We start from the raw sequence: 15,383 nt of genomic DNA on the forward strand, positions 1-15,383 counted from the left end.
TATGCAGAGAAAACGCAGTGAGGCAGATTGGGCGGTAAAGATTTTATCTGAGAAAAAAGAAGCTATGTATTACCGGGATTTGTTGGACGCAATCATGGAACAGATGGGCAAAAAAAAAGAGACGGCGGCTTATACCTCGGTTTATACCCGTTTAAATCTTGACAACCGCCTGATTTATCAAGGCGAAGGCTACTGGTACTATGACATAAACCGCATAAGGAAAGAAGTGTAAGCTTTTGCAGATAAGATGGTTAGGGCATGCGTCTTTTTTAATAACCGCAGGAGATATTAGGATTATTACCGACCCCTTTCATCCCCGCGTTGGATATGGTCTGTATGACGGTCCGGCAGATATAGTCACCGTAAGCCATGAACACTACGACCATAACGCGGTTGAATATCTGAAAAACAAACCCCAGGTAATAAACAAACCTGGCAGCTATGATATAAAGGGCGTTCACATCAAAGGCATCCCCAGTTTTCATGATAAAAACCAGGGACAGGAACGGGGCCCAAACACCATATTTAAAATGGAGATAGAGAACCTTAACCTAATTCACCTGGGCGATCTGGGGCATATTCTTGATGACAGACAGGTGCAGGCGGCAGGCAAGGTCGATATTTTATTGATTCCGGTTGGCGGCAGGTATACCATAAACGCGGCCGAGGCTTTTTCTGTGGCTGAAATATTGCGTCCGCCAATAATAATACCAATGCATTTCAGGACACCGCATTGTACGATTCAACTGGACCCGCTGGAGCAATTCACGGCCCGGTTTGATAAATATGTTAAATTGCCTTATTTGGAAATTGATGAACAAAGCCTAGCAAATAAATCCGGGGTAATCGTGTTGGATTATCCGGTGCCATAATCAACCAATTCATCGAGGTTTGCGAAAGGAGAGGGAACCTAATGACCAGGTATGTATTCATCACCGGCGGGGTGGTGTCATCCTTGGGGAAGGGGATAACGGCAGCTTCTTTGGGGCGGCTTTTAAAAAGCCGGGGCGTGAAAGTCGCTTTGCAGAAGTTTGACCCGTATATTAATGTTGACCCTGGTACCATGAGTCCCTACCAGCATGGGGAGGTATATGTTACTGAGGACGGGGCTGAAACCGATCTGGATGTCGGTCATTATGAGCGGTTTGTGGACGAGAACCTTACCAAATACGCTAACTGCACCACAGGCAGGATATACCAGGCGGTCCTGGACAAAGAACGCAAAGGTGATTACCTGGGCAGACGGTGCAGGTAATCCCGCATATAACCAATGAAATTAAGGATCGGGTTACCCTGATCGAAAAGGAACTGCATCCGGAAGTAGTTATTACTGAAATCGGCGGAACTGTAGGCGACATCGAATCCCTGCCCTTCCTGGAAGCCATTCGCCAATTAAAGTTTGAATTAGGCCGTGATCGCGTTTTATATATTCATGTAACCCTGGTGCCGTATATCAGGGCCGCGGGCGAACTGAAAACCAAACCTACCCAGCACAGCGTGAAAGAACTTCGAAGCATAGGTATTCAGCCTGATATCCTGGTCTGCAGGACCGAAAAGGACCTGTCTGAAGACCTCAAGGCTAAAATGGCCCTATTTTGTGATGTGGAACGGGAGGCGGTTATCCAACTGAAAGATGCCTCATCCATCTACGAGGTGCCTTTAATGTTGGCTAGAGAGGGTCTGGATCGGGAAGTAATAAAACGGTTGGGTCTAAATAGCGCCGTTGAAGCCGATTTAAACGAGTGGCAGGAAATCATTAAAAAGCTGAATCACCTGGAACGAAAGGTACGGGTAGGTTTGGTGGGCAAGTATGTCGAACTTCCCGATGCTTATTTAAGTATTGCGGAATCTTTAAAACATGCCGGATTTCAGTACAACTGTGAAATCGATCTGAAATATATCTATGCTGAACAGATTGAAAAGGACGGGGCCGAAGAACTGCTGGCTGATGTGGATGCCATATTGGTTCCGGGGGGGTTTGGCGAAAGGGGTATAGAAGGGAAAATAGCCACCGCCAGGTTCGCCCGGGAAAAGGGTGTGCCTTTCCTGGGCATATGTTTGGGCATGCAGTGTGCCGTTATTGAGTATGCCCGTAATGTATGCGGTTATAAAGGCGCCAATAGTTCTGAATTTGCTCTGGATACTCCTCATCCGGTGGTGCATCTGATGCCGGACCAGGAAAACGTTGATAAAAAGGGCGGAACTATGCGCCTGGGAGCTACCCGTGCGAAATTATGCCGGGCAGCCGGGTTCACCAGGTATATGGCAGCTTAAAAATAACTGAACGTCACCGGCACCGCTATGAAATAAACAATGAATACCGTGAGGACCTGGAGAAAAACGGATTGAAAATCAGCGGACTATCACCGGACGGAAGGCTGGTGGAGATGGTGGAAATAAGCGAACACCCTTGGTTTGCAGCCTGCCAGTTTCATCCCGAATTTAAATCGCGGCCTAACCGACCGCATCCCTTATTCATGGGTCTTATTGCAGGCGCTTTGGAATACCGCCGCAGCAAGTGAGGCCAGGGAAGAAATAAAAGCGCCCCCGGTCGGCGATTACGGCCAGGGGCGCTTTTGTAGTTTTTATTAGAAAGGAATGCGGTTGGTTTTGGACCAGATTTTCATTTCTTTGGCTTGCTGAACCAGCTCATCACGGAACTGGGGATGAGCCAGGCTGATGATAGCTTCAGCTTTGCCCCAGATGGAGAGCGCTTTCATGTTTACTTTGCCGTATTCTGTAACCACATACTGCACTACCGTACGGGGTACAGTTACTACTCCGCCTGGCGTCAGCATAGGTTTAATACGGGAATGAAGATTGCCCTCTTTATCCTTGTAGGTGGAACTAAAGGCCAGGTAGGCTTTGCCGCCTTTGGAGTGGAAAGCGCCTATAACAAAGTCAAGCTGTCCTCCGGTGCCGGATATCTGACGCAGCCCGGAACTCTCTGAGCAGACCTGGGTCAACAGATCGATTTCCAGGATATTGTTAATTGCAATCATATTATCCTGTCTGGCTATATTAGACGGGTCATTGGTATATTGCACGGTGCAGGAACCGCACAGGGGGTTGTCATCCAAAAAGTCATAGGTTTCCTTGGTACCCAGCGAAAAGGAATAGGTGCTCTTATTTATATCGTAATTTTTACGGGCATTGGTTATCTTGCCCTTTTCATACATATTTACAAATGCATCGCAGAACATTTCACTCTGGACACCCAGATCCTTCAGATCGGAATCAGCCAGCATAGTGCCTAAAAGGTTAGGCATAGCGCCAATTCCCAGTTGTATACAGGCCCCGTTAGGAATATCCTCCATAATGTAAGCGGCGATTTTTGATTCTTCCGGGGTGGGAGCGGCTGCGGGCGGAACCGTAAATATGGGAGTGTTGGAACCTTCTATTATATAATCAATCTCGCTGATATGAACGTATTCGTCATTACCTCCCAGGCAGCGCGGCATGTTTTCATTTACTTCTACAATAGCCAACCGTTTGCTTCCCAGGCTACTCCTCGGTTATGGGAGTTGCCCAGGCCGAAGTTAAAACAACCGTGTTTATCCATGGGCGTGGTCTGAGCTACCCAGACATCTGGCCATAGTTTGTAAAAATCCTGGCTGTAGGCCAGAATAGTGGCTTCGTGGTAATTGAAGGGATTATGACAGCAAAGTCCGAAATCTCCCGCTTTGCGGTCAAGCGCAGTGAAAAACCAGCTAAAATATTGGAAAGATTTCTGTTCAGGGTCACTTTTTATGACTTCAGGAATGGGCAATACCCCGCCGGTACCGCGAATAGACACATTCTCCAGGCCCGGTTCCCCGGCTCTTTTCCCCAGGGCCACATCGAAATCAACGGGTTTGGTGGCAAACATACCGTACTCGATAATGTCGTTGGACTGGATCAATCTGGCGGCTTGTTCAGCAGTGATTAATTTACGTTTGTATTCCTCTAAAAAAGTATTCAATTCAGCTACCCCCCAAAAATATTTTTCTCTATAGCTTGCAGTTGTACTGCATTAAGCCCAAACCTTTATACGGCTTGACTCAAAAAACAAAATATTCCGAAAAAAGCTCCCATACCCCCCTCTGGAATTCTATATCTCCTTAACTATTCTATGTATACATTTCTTATTCTTTTTTTGTAATCCTTCTAATAAATACGGAAGAATAAAATTTTTTTTCTCAACAGCAGGTATTACATGGGAAATAGATCACAAAAAGGATGAAATTTAGTCGAAATGTATCGAAGAACTAGAATAATTGGCCCGAATTAATAAAATGCATAAAAAATTAGTGATTTGGAAATTTGAACACAAGATACCCGACAGACCTTGGGACTGGAAGAAAAAATTGAAGTATGTGATAATTTAATGAAAAATTCGTACATAAATTATAGAAAATAAATATTCATATTGCGAGAATTTATTCTGAATTGCCAGGCAAATAAATCAGGCAAGAGGATACCAGGCTGTTATAAGGAGGAGCTGTATTTGAAAAAGAAATTGCTGGTTGGAATCTTGACGGTATTTTTATTAAGCATGGGGGCTTTAGCGTTTAATAACAGCAGCAGCTACGACAGTGCCGGAACGTTAAAAGGGGCACAAACCCTTGCGGTTATTGAAATAAACGGGTTTTTAGGTGAAACCGGATCGGCTCCCATGCTGGAAGCCAATACTGCCAGCGCGGAAAAAATTATGGAAGCCATCAGAACAGCCCGGGACCGCAAGGATATAAAGGCTGTGGTGCTGCGGATTAACAGCCCGGGCGGCACTTCGGTGGCAGCTCAGGAAGTTGGGGTAGAACTTGACCGCTTGCGTAAAAGCGGCAAACCGGTAGTAACATCTATGGGTGATGTTTGTGCATCGGGAGGATACTGGGTAGCCTGCAGCAGCGACCAGATTGTTGCCAATCCGGCCTCTCTTACCGGTAGTATCGGAGTAATCATGGAATTCAGCAATTTGCAAGGTTTATATGAGAAACTGGGTATTCGCCAGGAGGTTATTAAGAGCGGGAGCTACAAGGATATAGGATCGTCTGCGCGGCCGTTGACTCCTGAAGAACGCAAATTCTTACAGGAGATTGTGGGGGATTCATATGAGCAGTTTTTAAATCAGGTGGAAAAGGGACGTAAGGGTAAAATTACCCGCAGCGAACTTATAAAAATTGCTGACGGCAGGATTTTTAGCGGGAAAATGGCTCTTAAACTCGGTTTGGTTGATAAACTGGGTAACTATTATGATGCCCTGGACCTGGCCAGAAAAATGGCTGGTTTAAAAAAGGACAGTACGGTCGAGGTATTGAATGCAAATAGCTTCTGGAATGATTTGTTAAGCAATGTTCTGGCCCCCTCACTTTTACCTCATGAGGGATTTGTGAGAATGAGATACTAATTTGAGGGAGGATTGCGATGTGTTAAGCGATATTATATATGGGCTTATATTTGCGCCGTCTGCAACTTTTAAGAAAATAGGGGAGGATAAGCCTGTGGTCCTCTCTCTCCTCGTATTTCTGGTTATTTCGGTTATAAACCTTCCGCTTTATCGCGGTATTTTGCTGCATCAAAACACTGTTTCAATTATGCATAAAGCACAATGGTTCTGGATTATAGGATGGATGGGGATATTTTTTTCTTTTCTGGTGCTTTTCTTCCTGGCAGGATTGTATTCGCTGCTGAGCGAAATAATATTCAAGAAAGGAAACGCCGTGGGGATACTGGCTTGTTTTTGCTTTGCGGCTTTTCCAGGAGTTATAGGTTCGGCCTGCCAGTACGGCGCCTTTTGCTTGACTTTACAACCGTCGGGTTTTTATGTTCATTTTTGGCTATATTATGGATGATATCATTGCAAATACTTGCTTTGCGGGAAGCGCTTGATATACAAAGCGGGCAAGCTATACTCTTATTCCTGTCACCCGGCTTTCTATTATTAATATTTCTTTTCCTGATTCTTTGGGTATCATATGCAGCTGTATCATTAATAAAATAAATTACATTTATCAGCAGGAGAATTTATCTAAGTGAAGAAATTAATGGTAGATAAGTTTGGGAGGGACCTGCATGAGACGGATATTAATAGTAGATGACCAGAAGGGTGTAAGACGCTTGCTGCAAGAGCTTTTTAAGAAAGACGGATGGGAGGTATCAATAGCCAATGATGGACGCGAGGCCGTAGAATGTGCGGGTAATCTTAAACCGGACATAATATTAATGGATATGAAAATGCCAAGTATGAATGGTTTAGATGCTTCCAGGCAAATACTTGCCCAGGATTCTGAACTTATGATAATTATGATGACCGCTTATGGTGAAATGGATATAGTCAGGGAAGCCCTGGAAGTAGGAGTGAGGAAATGCATAACCAAACCATTTGACATTATTCATTTACGGGATATGGTTAATCAATTATATGAACAAAAGGCATCCTAAATTAACAGTGAGGTGACTTACGAATGGCACTGGTTGCAGTACATGAACTATTAGCCAAAGCAGAACAAAAAGGATATGCGGTGGGAGCTTTCAATGCCAACAATATGGAGATAATCCAAGCCATTGTTAAAGCGGCGGAACTGGAAAATGCTCCGGTTATAATGCAGGCCAGCCAAGGCGCCATATCTTATGCGGGGTTACACTATATAACGGGTATGGTTAAAATTGCCGCTGAAAATACAGCTATTCCTATTGCGCTGCATTTAGACCACGGTACGGATTTCGAACAGGTAGTAAAATGCATACGCAGCGGATTTAGTTCAGTCATGTTCGATGGTTCCAAACTTCCTCTGGAAGAAAACATTAAGATTACTAATAAAGTATTAGAGATAGCTCGTCCTGTAGGGGTATCAGTAGAAGGGGAACTGGGCAAAATAGGCGGGACTGAAGATCATGTTACCGTCAGTGACCAGGAAGCTATGTTTACTGATCCCGAAGAAGCTCGTTATTTTGCGGAAAAAGCTCCTGTAGACAGTCTGGCTGTCGCTATTGGGACTGCTCACGGGCAATACAAAGGCGAACCGAAACTCGACTTTGCCCGTTTGGAGACAATTCGTTCCCTGACCGGTTTGCCCATTGTCCTGCACGGTTCTTCCGGGGTGCCGGACGAAGCGGTAAGCCGCGCTATAAGCCTCGGCGTACGCAAGGTGAATATTGATACTAATATTCGCGAAGCTTTTGTATGGGCTATGCGCAAGGCCATGCAAGATAAACCGGAAGAAATTGATCCTCGCAAAATATTAGGGCCTGGACGGGAAGCGGCTGTAGAACTGATTCGGGAAAAGATCAAGCTTTTTGGCAGTTCCGGCCAGGCGTAACGGGTTTTTTGACGCAGGTTTTGCGCAGATTCTTTTTTATGATTTGTTATTAACGACAATCTGCGAAGTTTTGTCCGTTCCGGGATTCTGTTTTAAAGTCGCGATGTGGCTTCAGGAATACAGTTTTTATCGGTATGGCAAGGGTTAAAAGTAACGTCTGTCATAGGTTTTAAACTCAGGTCATAATAATTCAGCGTCTATTTTCGTATTGAATAAAAGGGGGATTTTTTTGCGCATTTTTATTGATTCTGCTAATATAGAGGAGATCAAAGAAGCAGCTGATATGGGTTTTATAGCTGGCGTGACCACCAATCCGAGCCTGGTAGCAAAGGAGCACCGTGATTATCACCAGGTATTAAAAGAAATATGCGCTCTGGTTGACGGCCCCATCAGTGCCGAGGTAATCGGTTTGGACTACGAATCCATGATTCGTGAAGCGCAAGAACTGGCAGCGATTCATCCCAATGTGGTCATTAAGATTCCTGTCACCGAGAACGGTCTGCGGGCTATCCACACCCTGAATCTCAAGGGGATTAAGACCAATGCCACCCTTGTTTTTTCTGCCAACCAAGCCTTGCTGGCAGCCAGGTCAGGCGCCAGTTTTGTAAGTCCCTTTATAGGTCGAGTGGACGACAATGGTAATGATGGCCTTGCATTGCTGCATGATATCGTAACCATTTTTGATCAGTATTTACTGGATACCGAAGTAATTGCTGCCAGCATTCGTCATCCCATGCATGCGGTAGAAGCGGCGCGTATGGGCTCTCATATAGCCACCATACCGTTTTCGGTCATAAAGCTGATGATTAAACATCCCTTAACGGATGCAGGCATAGAGAAATTCCTGCAAGATTGGAAGAATAAATAAAATAATTGGCCCTAGGAGGACACAGATCATATTTTATTTTTTTAATTTCTATTGGTCATGATTTTCAATCTGTGTCAATCAGGGCGGAAGCGTTTGTTTGGAGGGTTTGAATTTTGGAACGGGAATTGGCCTTGGAATTTGCCAGGGTTACGGAAGCGGCTGCTCTGGCTTCGGCGCGCTGTAGGCAAAGGCAACAAAGACGCTGCAGATGATGCTGCAGTGACAGCCATGAGGGTAATGTTTGATACGGTCTCGGTTGATGGCCTGGTAGTAATAGGCGAGGGCGAGATGGATGAAGCGCCCATGCTGTATATCGGAGAAAAAGTAGGCATAGGAGCGGCTCCGGCTGTTGATATTGCGGTTGATCCTTTGGAGGGAACCAGTATAGTAGCCAAGGGTTTAACTGGAGCTATTTCCGTACTGGCGGTTGCTCCCCGCTCTTCTTTATTACATGCGCCTGATATGTATATGGATAAGATTGCTGTTGGTCCTGAATGCAGGGGCAGGGTTCACCTGGAAGCTACCGTAAAGGAAAATTTGAAGGAAGTGGCCCGGGCCCTGGACAAACTGATGAGCGAGGTTACAGTGGTAATCTTGGACCGTCCGCGCCATCGGGAGATTATTGAAGAAGTCCGCCGGGCGGGAGCCCGGATAAAGCTCATTACTGACGGCGATGTATCTCCAGGGGTAGCTGCTGCTTATGAAGACTCTGGAGTTGATATACTTATGGGAATAGGCGGGGCTCCTGAAGGAGTAATAACCGCCGCGGCCTTAAAATGCCTGGGGGGCGATTTTCAAGGACGTCTGTGCCCGGAGGGTGACGAAGCTCCGGAGGAAATCCGCCGCTGCCACGAAATGGGAATCAGCGATGTTAACAAGGTTTTTTCTCTTGATGAACTGGTAAAGTCAGATGATGTTATATTTGTAGCTACAGGCATTACCGATTCATTTTTGTTAAAGGGCGTACGCTACCATAAACGCCGGGGTATAACCCAAACGCTGGTTATGCGCAGTACCTCCGGTACCATTAGACACATTGAGGCATACCATCATTTAGATAAAAAGCCCTTATTCAAAGATCAACGTATTAAAATCATTATGGAGTGATATTTGATAAAAAGTTTATGGGCAGGTTATTTTTTTTGTTTTTCTAAGGTATAATAAATACAGGAATATTCAATATTTCCTTCAGGTGACACTTCGAGCAGCGCTTCCGTACTTTCATGTCCTATGGAACCGGCGTTTAAGTTTCGGTATTGTTTGAGATTACGGCGCTAACCAGATTTTCAGGCAGATTTTGCGTGTTAAAAGCGATTATGCTCATCCTGTTCAGGATTAAGTTTTATTAGACGGGACAACGTTTCCAATCTCTTACTCTTTTTCCTAATGATTTTACCGGAAACAATTAATTTGGAAATAAATAATACGAAAGGAGGCAATCATTGGGTATCAACATTTCAGAACTGGATAACAAGACCATGGTCGAGTTATACCAGATAGCCAGAGAATTAAACTTAATCGGTTATTCAAAACTGCGCAAGAAAGAGCTGGTTTTCGAAATAACCAAGGCGCTCACGCATTCGGACGAACTCCTGGAGGCCCAGGGAGTGCTGGAAATTATGCCGGACGGGTATGGATTTCTGCGGCCGTTTGCTTACCTGCCCAGCCAGGAAGATATTTATGTTTCCCCTTCGCAAATCAGGAAGTTTGAGCTGCGCACGGGAGACCGCGTAGGGGGGCAGGTGCGTTCGCCCAAAGATAACGAGAGATTCTTTGCCCTGCTGAAGGTAATGAATGTCAACAGCTTTCCCCCGGAAGATTCTGTTAAACGTATTCACTTCGATGCGCTTACACCCTTATACCCCAGGGAAAAATTAAAATTGGAGACAGAACCGCAGGAATTTCCCGCCCGGATTATTGATCTCATTTCACCTATCGGCAAGGGCCAACGCGGCCTAATTGTTGCGCCGCCCAAGGCCGGAAAAACTATTTTGCTGCAGAAGATAGCACGGGGTATAACCGTTAATCATCCTGAGGTGGAACTGATTATCCTGCTGGTGGACGAACGACCGGAAGAAGTTACTGATATGCAGCGTTCCACCCAGGCTGAAGTGGTGGCATCTACTTTTGATGAACCACCTGAAAATCATGTAAAAGTGACGGATATGGTGCTGGAACGTGCCAAGAGGCTGGTCGAACATAAGAAAGATGTAGTAATTTTAATGGATAGCCTTACCCGCCTGGCCCGGGCGCATAACCTGGTAGTGCCGCCCAGCGGGCGTACTTTGTCTGGCGGTATTGATCCGGCTTCACTGGATAAACCCAAGCGTTTCTTTGGATCCGCACGTAATATAGAAGAGGGAGGCAGCCTGACCATAATTGCTACCGCCCTGGTAGAAACGGGATCACGTATGGATGAGGTTATTTTCGAAGAATTCAAAGGACGCGGTAATATGGAACTGGTTTTGGATCGTAAGCTGGCGGAAAGACGGATTTTCCCGGCTATTGATATCAAACGTTCCGGTACCCGCAAAGAAGAGTTATTGCTCAGCACCGAGGAATTGGAGCTGAGCTGGATAATGCGCAATACTATTAGTGAACTAAACCCGGTTGATACTATGCAGGTCATTTTAAAAACATTAAAAGATACCAGATCCAATCAGGACTTGTTGCGGGCTGCCCCTCTGGTATTCGGCGATAAACGTGAATATCAGCGTAATGGCAGCTACAGATATGAATCCTGAATTAAGATGCCAAGGAATAATTGAATAAAGCAGGTAAAATGAGAGAAAAATAAAGGGCAGAGAGCCCTTTATTTTTTGGGCTGCTGGAAATGAGGTGGATGTTCATCAGGAATAAGGTAGTAAGCGTGCTGTTGGTTTGTATAAGCGCGGTTGCGGTGATGGCAAACCCGGCGGGGGCAGCTTTAAGCCACGGGAAGTTTTCCCCTTTGTTCAGGAGCGCTTCGGCTATAAGACAACAGATGGCAATCAGCTATCAAATTAAGGATGGGGATACCCTGTGGGATATTGCCCGAAAATATGATGTAGATCTTACGACTCTGCTGAATCTGAACGGTTTAAATGACAACAGCATTCTGCATATAGGCCAAAGTATTAAAATACCCAGCCAGCATTCACCCCTGCACATTATAAGCTCTGGAGAGACCCTGTGGGATATAGCTGCGCTATACAATTGTTCGGTAGCAGAATTACAATCCTTAAACCCGGCTGTGGATGCCGAATGTTTAAAAATTGGTGACAGCTTAATTTTACCGCGCGGAAAGCAGCCTGTTCTGGCCATGAAGAATGTATCACGAGGGATTGGCTTCAGTTCATTTATTAGTTGGCCAATTATGGGGACCATAACATCTTATTTTGGGTGGCGCAGCCTGGGCTATCATTTTGGTGTGGATATCGCTGCCAGTCTGGGCGATCCGGTTCAGGCCGCTGCAGACGGGGTAGTATCATTTGCCGGCTGGAAAGGCAATTACGGCAAGGTTATATTTATTGACCATTCTGGAGGCCGCCGGACCGTCTATGGCCACTTGAGCAAAATCCTGGTACAAAACGGGCAAAGGATAAGCCGGGGCCAGGTAATAGGTAAAATAGGAGTTACCGGCCGAACTACCGGACCGCATTTGCATTTTGAGGTCAGGGAAAAAGGCCGATGTATGAACCCTCTGAGGTATTTGAAATCTTAAAACCCCCCTCAGGGGGTTTTTTATGCCTGTGGATGGTATAGTCTTATATAGGGAGTTCAAGGCATAATTACGGGGGTTTTAAAGATAAGATGTACTTTACAATGTACGCTAATTCGCGTGGTGAAGTAATAGAACATCCGGGACTGGAGATGCTGGGCCGCAGCGGCGGCCAGTGGATTTCACCTGCCCCGGATGAAATGATACCTTTGCCGCGCGGAGCATCCCTGGTAAGTTTGCCCGGTTTCTTGCCGGTAGGAATTTCTGTTAAACAAAACACAGAATGTCTGGAAACAGAACCGGTCAGCGGAGAGCCAGTTTTGGCGGTGGCGGCTTTGCTGCCGCAGGGTTTTACCCGGACCCTGCTGCCGGCCTGTGTCAGTCCCAACCAGAACAAGATGCCGTTGTTAGGTTATGCAGCTATAGGATTTAAAAACGGCAAGATATACGTAGCCGCTGTGCAAAGCGATGAACACAAAAAATGGCATCCGGTAAATTATAATACCGAGGGTTTGCCCGCCCGGGTACAAAAGCTGCTCAAAAGGTACCCGGATAACCGCATTTACAGGCAATTGGCTCACTGTTCCCTGCATTATGGATGTTTTACCGCCCAGAATATTTTCTACCAGCGCTGGGAAGGCGGAATCCCTACTATGAAAAACTGTAATGCGAATTGCCTGGGTTGTATATCTGAAAACCATGTTGGTAACGATTCTCCCCAGCAGCGCTTGCGGATATCACCTACGGTCCAGGAAATAACTCAGGTCGGCAGAGAGCATCTTGCTCGGGCTGCAGACGGAATTATCAGTTTTGGTCAGGGGTGTGAAGGTGAACCGGCCTTAAACGCAGACAAGCTTGCGGCAGCCATTAGGGGTATTCGCAAGGATTGTGACCAGGGGAGCATCAACATTAATACCAATGCGGGTTTCACCAGAGGAATTCGCCGGGTGTGTGATGCCGGGCTTGATTCGATGAGGGTAACCATATTTTCCTGTGTAAAAGATCATTATAATGAATACCACCGCCCGCGCAGCTATTCTCTAGAAAACGTACAGGAATCGATCAGCTATGCTAAAGACAAGGGTTTATATGTGTCAGTAAACCTCCTGGTATTTCCCGGTTTTACTGACCGTCCTGAAGAGATAGATGCTTTGCTGGAGTTTGCGCGTTCTAACCGGGTCGATATGATTCAACTGCGCAACCTTAATTTTGATCCGGATATATTGCTAAATCATTTTCCTCCAGGTGGCAACCCGGTAGGGATAACTGAATTCCTGGCTATTCTGCAGCAAGAACTGCCGGAGGTTAGAACGGGTTCATACAGTCTTCCGTATAGCCGGGTTTAAAATAACTGAACTGACGGGGAGAGTTTTTAATGTCTAATAAAGGACCTTATAGTGTAGCCGAATTAAAGACCCTGGCCAATGGCAGCCAGGCTGGGGCAAATACCTGCTCCTGGAAAAAAACCAGCGTAAACTTAAAGACGGACGGGAGGTTATCAACCTGAAGGTCGGCGATGCTTCAGGTGAAATCGATGTGGTCTGTTGGGATAACTGCCAGATTTCAGGACAGCTTGAAAATGGTTATGTGGTCGGCGTCCTGGGAGACATGGGGACATATAATAACCGCTCCCAGTTGACCGCCAGGAGAATTAAAATCCTGGAGGATGATCCCGCGCCGTATATGAGGGGTCCGGGAGTTCCTGTGCAGAACTTGCATTATGAGTTTAAGCTTTTGCTTAACAGTATTGACAATAGTTTTATGAAGACCCTCCTGGAACGAATTTTTAATGAAGCCACGGAAAAAATGTTTGTGAATGCCCCGGCGGCGCGAAAAATACATCATCACTATACGGGCGGGCTTTTAGAGCATACATTGAATGTAGCCCGTTCCTGTAAGCATGCTGCCGAAAGCTATCCCGAACTTAACCGTGATCTATTAATTACCGGCGCCCTTCTTCATGATATTGGTAAGATATGGGAGTATGAAATTAAAGCCGCTCCCCAATATACCGCCGCAGGCAGGCTGATGGGCCATATAGTCCTGGGAAGCGAACTGCTGAATGAAAAGATCAAGGAACTTCGCCAGGAAGGCATGGACTTTCCCGATAAACTGGAATGGATGCTCAAGCATATGATACTAAGCCACCACGGCAGTCTGGAATTCGGGTCTCCGGTAGTGCCTTTATTCCCGGAAGCCTTTGTTCTTTACATGATGGATAATCTGGACGCCAAGCTGTTTGTCTACAAAGAAAAGATTAATGAAAATGCCGGGCAGGACGAGCTGTTTACTTCTTATGACAGCTTCTTTGGGCAGTATTTTTTCACCTACCGCTTACCTTCTGAAAATAACGGAGGCCAGGATGAGTAAATACGAAACCGAAGTAGACATTGTGGTGGTAGGCGCAGGAGTTATAGGCCTGGCCGCAGCTGTGGAATTAGCGCATAGAAATCCCGCCGCCCAGATTCTTTTAATAGAGAAAAACCGCGGTTACGGTCAGGAAGTTTCCAGCCGCAGCAGCGAGGTTATTCATGCCGGGCTCTACTACCCGCCGGGCAGCCTTAAAGCCAGGTTCTGCGCGGAAGGGAACCGCCTCCTGTATGAATTCTGTACTCAATATAGGATACCGCATCGCTGCACCGGTAAGCTCGTAACCGCAACCGTTGCAGAAGAGGCGGTTGATCTGCAAAAACTATACCAAAAAGCGATTAGCAATGGGGTAGAAGTTGATTACCTGGAAGCCGGGCAGGTTAAGATAATGGAGCCGCACGTACAGGCTGTGGCAGCTTTATTTTCGCCTACAACCGGCATAATTGACAGCCACCGGTTTATGTACGCCCTCTTTTATAAGGCACGTCAAAACGGGGTAACTGTCTTATTCAATTCACCATTGCATAATATTGAAGTGCTTGCCAACAGTTACATCTTGGTTTTCGCCCGGGAGAGAATCAAAAGCAGGGTAGTCATAAACTGTGCAGGATTACACAGTGATGTTGTAGCCGCGATGGCGGGATTAGATATTGATGAAACCGGGTATCGCCTGCATTACTGTCGGGGAGAATATTACCGCCTGCGCAGGCGATATGAGTTTGCCCACCTGGTTTATCCCCTGCCAGAGAAAAACGGCTTGGGAATACACCTGACCCTCGATTTGCAGGGCGGACAGAGATTAGGACCTGACACTAGGTACGTTGACACGATTGATTACAGCATCGATGATAGTTATAAAGAAAAGTTCTATTTTGCCGCTCGCCGCTATCTGCCCTGGCTGGAAATGGAGGATTTACAGCCGGACTATGCCGGAATACGCCCCAAGCTGCAAACCGAAGGCGGGGAGTTCAGGGATTTTGTAATAAACGAGGAGTCTTGCCATGGCTTGCCCGGCTTTATTAACCTTATAGGGATCGAATCCCCGGGGCTTACCGCCGCTCTGGCTATTGCCCGTTACGCAGCCAAACTGGTGGAGAATATGTTCAATTAGCCACCGAGTAACACTGATTATCACGAAGGTATTGGT

General features: G+C 46.2%; 15 protein-coding genes and 2 pseudogenes. 15 read left to right on the forward strand and 2 right to left on the reverse strand.

Annotation, left to right across the window (positions count from 1 at the left end):
• Position 1: 1 nt before the first annotated feature.
• The 3 genes and pseudogenes from rpoE to pyrG all read left to right on the forward strand — a co-directional run bounded on the left by rpoE (position 2) and on the right by pyrG (position 2,522).
• Entirely contained in the window at positions 2-232 is a 231-nt protein-coding gene (gene rpoE, locus JCM14374_RS03450) for a DNA-directed RNA polymerase subunit delta (protein WP_054693503.1), read from the forward strand.
• A gap of 4 nt (positions 233-236) precedes the next feature.
• On the forward strand, positions 237-872 hold the full coding sequence (locus JCM14374_RS03455; RefSeq protein ID WP_054693506.1) for an MBL fold metallo-hydrolase: 636 nt from the start codon (positions 237-239) through the stop codon (positions 870-872).
• 41 nt (positions 873-913) lie between these two features.
• A pseudogene (gene pyrG, locus JCM14374_RS03460) lies at positions 914-2,522 on the forward strand (CTP synthase).
• Positions 2,523-2,588: 66 nt separating this feature from the next.
• On the opposite strand, the gene JCM14374_RS03465 reads toward pyrG, so the two are convergent.
• Together JCM14374_RS03465 and JCM14374_RS15605 are read right to left on the reverse strand one after the other, a co-directional pair.
• Positions 2,589-3,488, reverse strand: a complete 900-nt coding sequence (locus JCM14374_RS03465; RefSeq protein ID WP_369397282.1) for an acetyl-CoA hydrolase/transferase family protein — start codon at positions 3,486-3,488, stop codon at positions 2,589-2,591.
• Positions 3,476-3,961: a hypothetical protein gene (locus JCM14374_RS15605; protein WP_369397283.1), complete on the reverse strand. Its 486-nt coding sequence runs from the start codon at positions 3,959-3,961 to the stop codon at positions 3,476-3,478. Before JCM14374_RS15605 ends, JCM14374_RS03465 begins: the two co-directional genes overlap by 13 nt.
• Before the next feature lie 525 nt (positions 3,962-4,486).
• Here JCM14374_RS15605 and sppA point away from each other — a divergent pair.
• The 12 genes and pseudogenes from sppA to JCM14374_RS03520 all read left to right on the forward strand — a co-directional run bounded on the left by sppA (position 4,487) and on the right by JCM14374_RS03520 (position 15,347).
• On the forward strand, positions 4,487-5,386 hold the full coding sequence (gene sppA, locus JCM14374_RS03470; RefSeq protein WP_054693509.1) for a signal peptide peptidase SppA: 900 nt from the start codon (positions 4,487-4,489) through the stop codon (positions 5,384-5,386).
• Positions 5,387-5,405: 19 nt separating this feature from the next.
• A complete protein-coding gene (locus JCM14374_RS03475; RefSeq protein WP_054693512.1) occupies positions 5,406-5,831 on the forward strand; it encodes a YIP1 family protein in 426 nt (141 codons plus the stop codon).
• A 220-nt stretch (positions 5,832-6,051) separates the two neighbouring features.
• Positions 6,052-6,420 (forward strand): response regulator, encoded by a 369-nt coding sequence (locus JCM14374_RS03480; RefSeq protein WP_054693515.1) that lies wholly within the window; start codon positions 6,052-6,054, stop codon positions 6,418-6,420.
• A gap of 23 nt (positions 6,421-6,443) precedes the next feature.
• The gene (locus JCM14374_RS03485; RefSeq protein ID WP_054693518.1) at positions 6,444-7,298 is read left to right on the forward strand and encodes a class II fructose-1,6-bisphosphate aldolase; all 855 of its coding nucleotides are present in this window, start codon (positions 6,444-6,446) and stop codon (positions 7,296-7,298) included.
• Positions 7,299-7,527: 229 nt separating this feature from the next.
• Complete coding sequence (fsa, locus tag JCM14374_RS03490) at positions 7,528-8,166, forward strand: fructose-6-phosphate aldolase (RefSeq protein WP_054693521.1); 639 nt, start codon at positions 7,528-7,530, stop codon at positions 8,164-8,166.
• Between the two features lie 113 nt (positions 8,167-8,279).
• Positions 8,280-9,273: pseudogene (gene glpX / locus JCM14374_RS03495) on the forward strand (class II fructose-bisphosphatase).
• A gap of 341 nt (positions 9,274-9,614) precedes the next feature.
• On the forward strand, positions 9,615-10,910 hold the full coding sequence (gene rho, locus JCM14374_RS03500; RefSeq protein ID WP_054693690.1) for a transcription termination factor Rho: 1,296 nt from the start codon (positions 9,615-9,617) through the stop codon (positions 10,908-10,910).
• A gap of 89 nt (positions 10,911-10,999) precedes the next feature.
• On the forward strand, positions 11,000-11,869 hold the full coding sequence (locus tag JCM14374_RS03505; protein ID WP_083453843.1) for a M23 family metallopeptidase: 870 nt from the start codon (positions 11,000-11,002) through the stop codon (positions 11,867-11,869).
• Positions 11,870-11,958: 89 nt separating this feature from the next.
• Positions 11,959-13,212, forward strand: a complete 1,254-nt coding sequence (locus JCM14374_RS03510) for a radical SAM family protein (protein WP_054693527.1) — start codon at positions 11,959-11,961, stop codon at positions 13,210-13,212.
• Between the two features lie 29 nt (positions 13,213-13,241).
• Positions 13,242-13,373, forward strand: coding sequence for a hypothetical protein (locus JCM14374_RS15125; protein ID WP_278279223.1), 132 nt, complete (start codon positions 13,242-13,244; stop codon positions 13,371-13,373).
• A gap of 23 nt (positions 13,374-13,396) precedes the next feature.
• Positions 13,397-14,236, forward strand: coding sequence for a 3'-5' exoribonuclease YhaM family protein (locus tag JCM14374_RS03515; protein ID WP_369397287.1), 840 nt, complete (start codon positions 13,397-13,399; stop codon positions 14,234-14,236).
• Positions 14,229-15,347, forward strand: a complete 1,119-nt coding sequence (locus tag JCM14374_RS03520) for an NAD(P)/FAD-dependent oxidoreductase (RefSeq protein ID WP_054693533.1) — start codon at positions 14,229-14,231, stop codon at positions 15,345-15,347. The genes JCM14374_RS03515 and JCM14374_RS03520 overlap by 8 nt, the downstream gene beginning before the upstream one ends.
• Positions 15,348-15,383 lie beyond the last annotated feature (36 nt).

The organism is Syntrophomonas palmitatica JCM 14374 (assembly GCF_001311885.1).
GTDB classification, from domain to species: Bacteria; Bacillota; Syntrophomonadia; order Syntrophomonadales; family Syntrophomonadaceae; genus Syntrophomonas_A; species Syntrophomonas_A palmitatica.

Bases quoted from the DNA above. Each gene is read 5' to 3' on its own strand.
- rpoE (WP_054693503.1), top strand. From the start codon at position 2: ATGCAGAGAAAACGCAGTGAGGCAGATTGGGCGGTAAAGATTTTATCT.
- JCM14374_RS03480 (WP_054693515.1), top strand. From the start codon at position 6,052: ATGAGACGGATATTAATAGTAGATGACCAGAAGGGTGTAAGACGCTTG.
- JCM14374_RS03485 (WP_054693518.1), top strand. From the start codon at position 6,444: ATGGCACTGGTTGCAGTACATGAACTATTAGCCAAAGCAGAACAAAAA.
- JCM14374_RS03505 (WP_083453843.1), top strand. From the start codon at position 11,000: ATGAGGTGGATGTTCATCAGGAATAAGGTAGTAAGCGTGCTGTTGGTT.
- JCM14374_RS03510 (WP_054693527.1), top strand. From the start codon at position 11,959: ATGTACTTTACAATGTACGCTAATTCGCGTGGTGAAGTAATAGAACAT.
- JCM14374_RS15125 (WP_278279223.1), top strand. From the start codon at position 13,242: ATGTCTAATAAAGGACCTTATAGTGTAGCCGAATTAAAGACCCTGGCC.
- JCM14374_RS03520 (WP_054693533.1), top strand. From the start codon at position 14,229: ATGAGTAAATACGAAACCGAAGTAGACATTGTGGTGGTAGGCGCAGGA.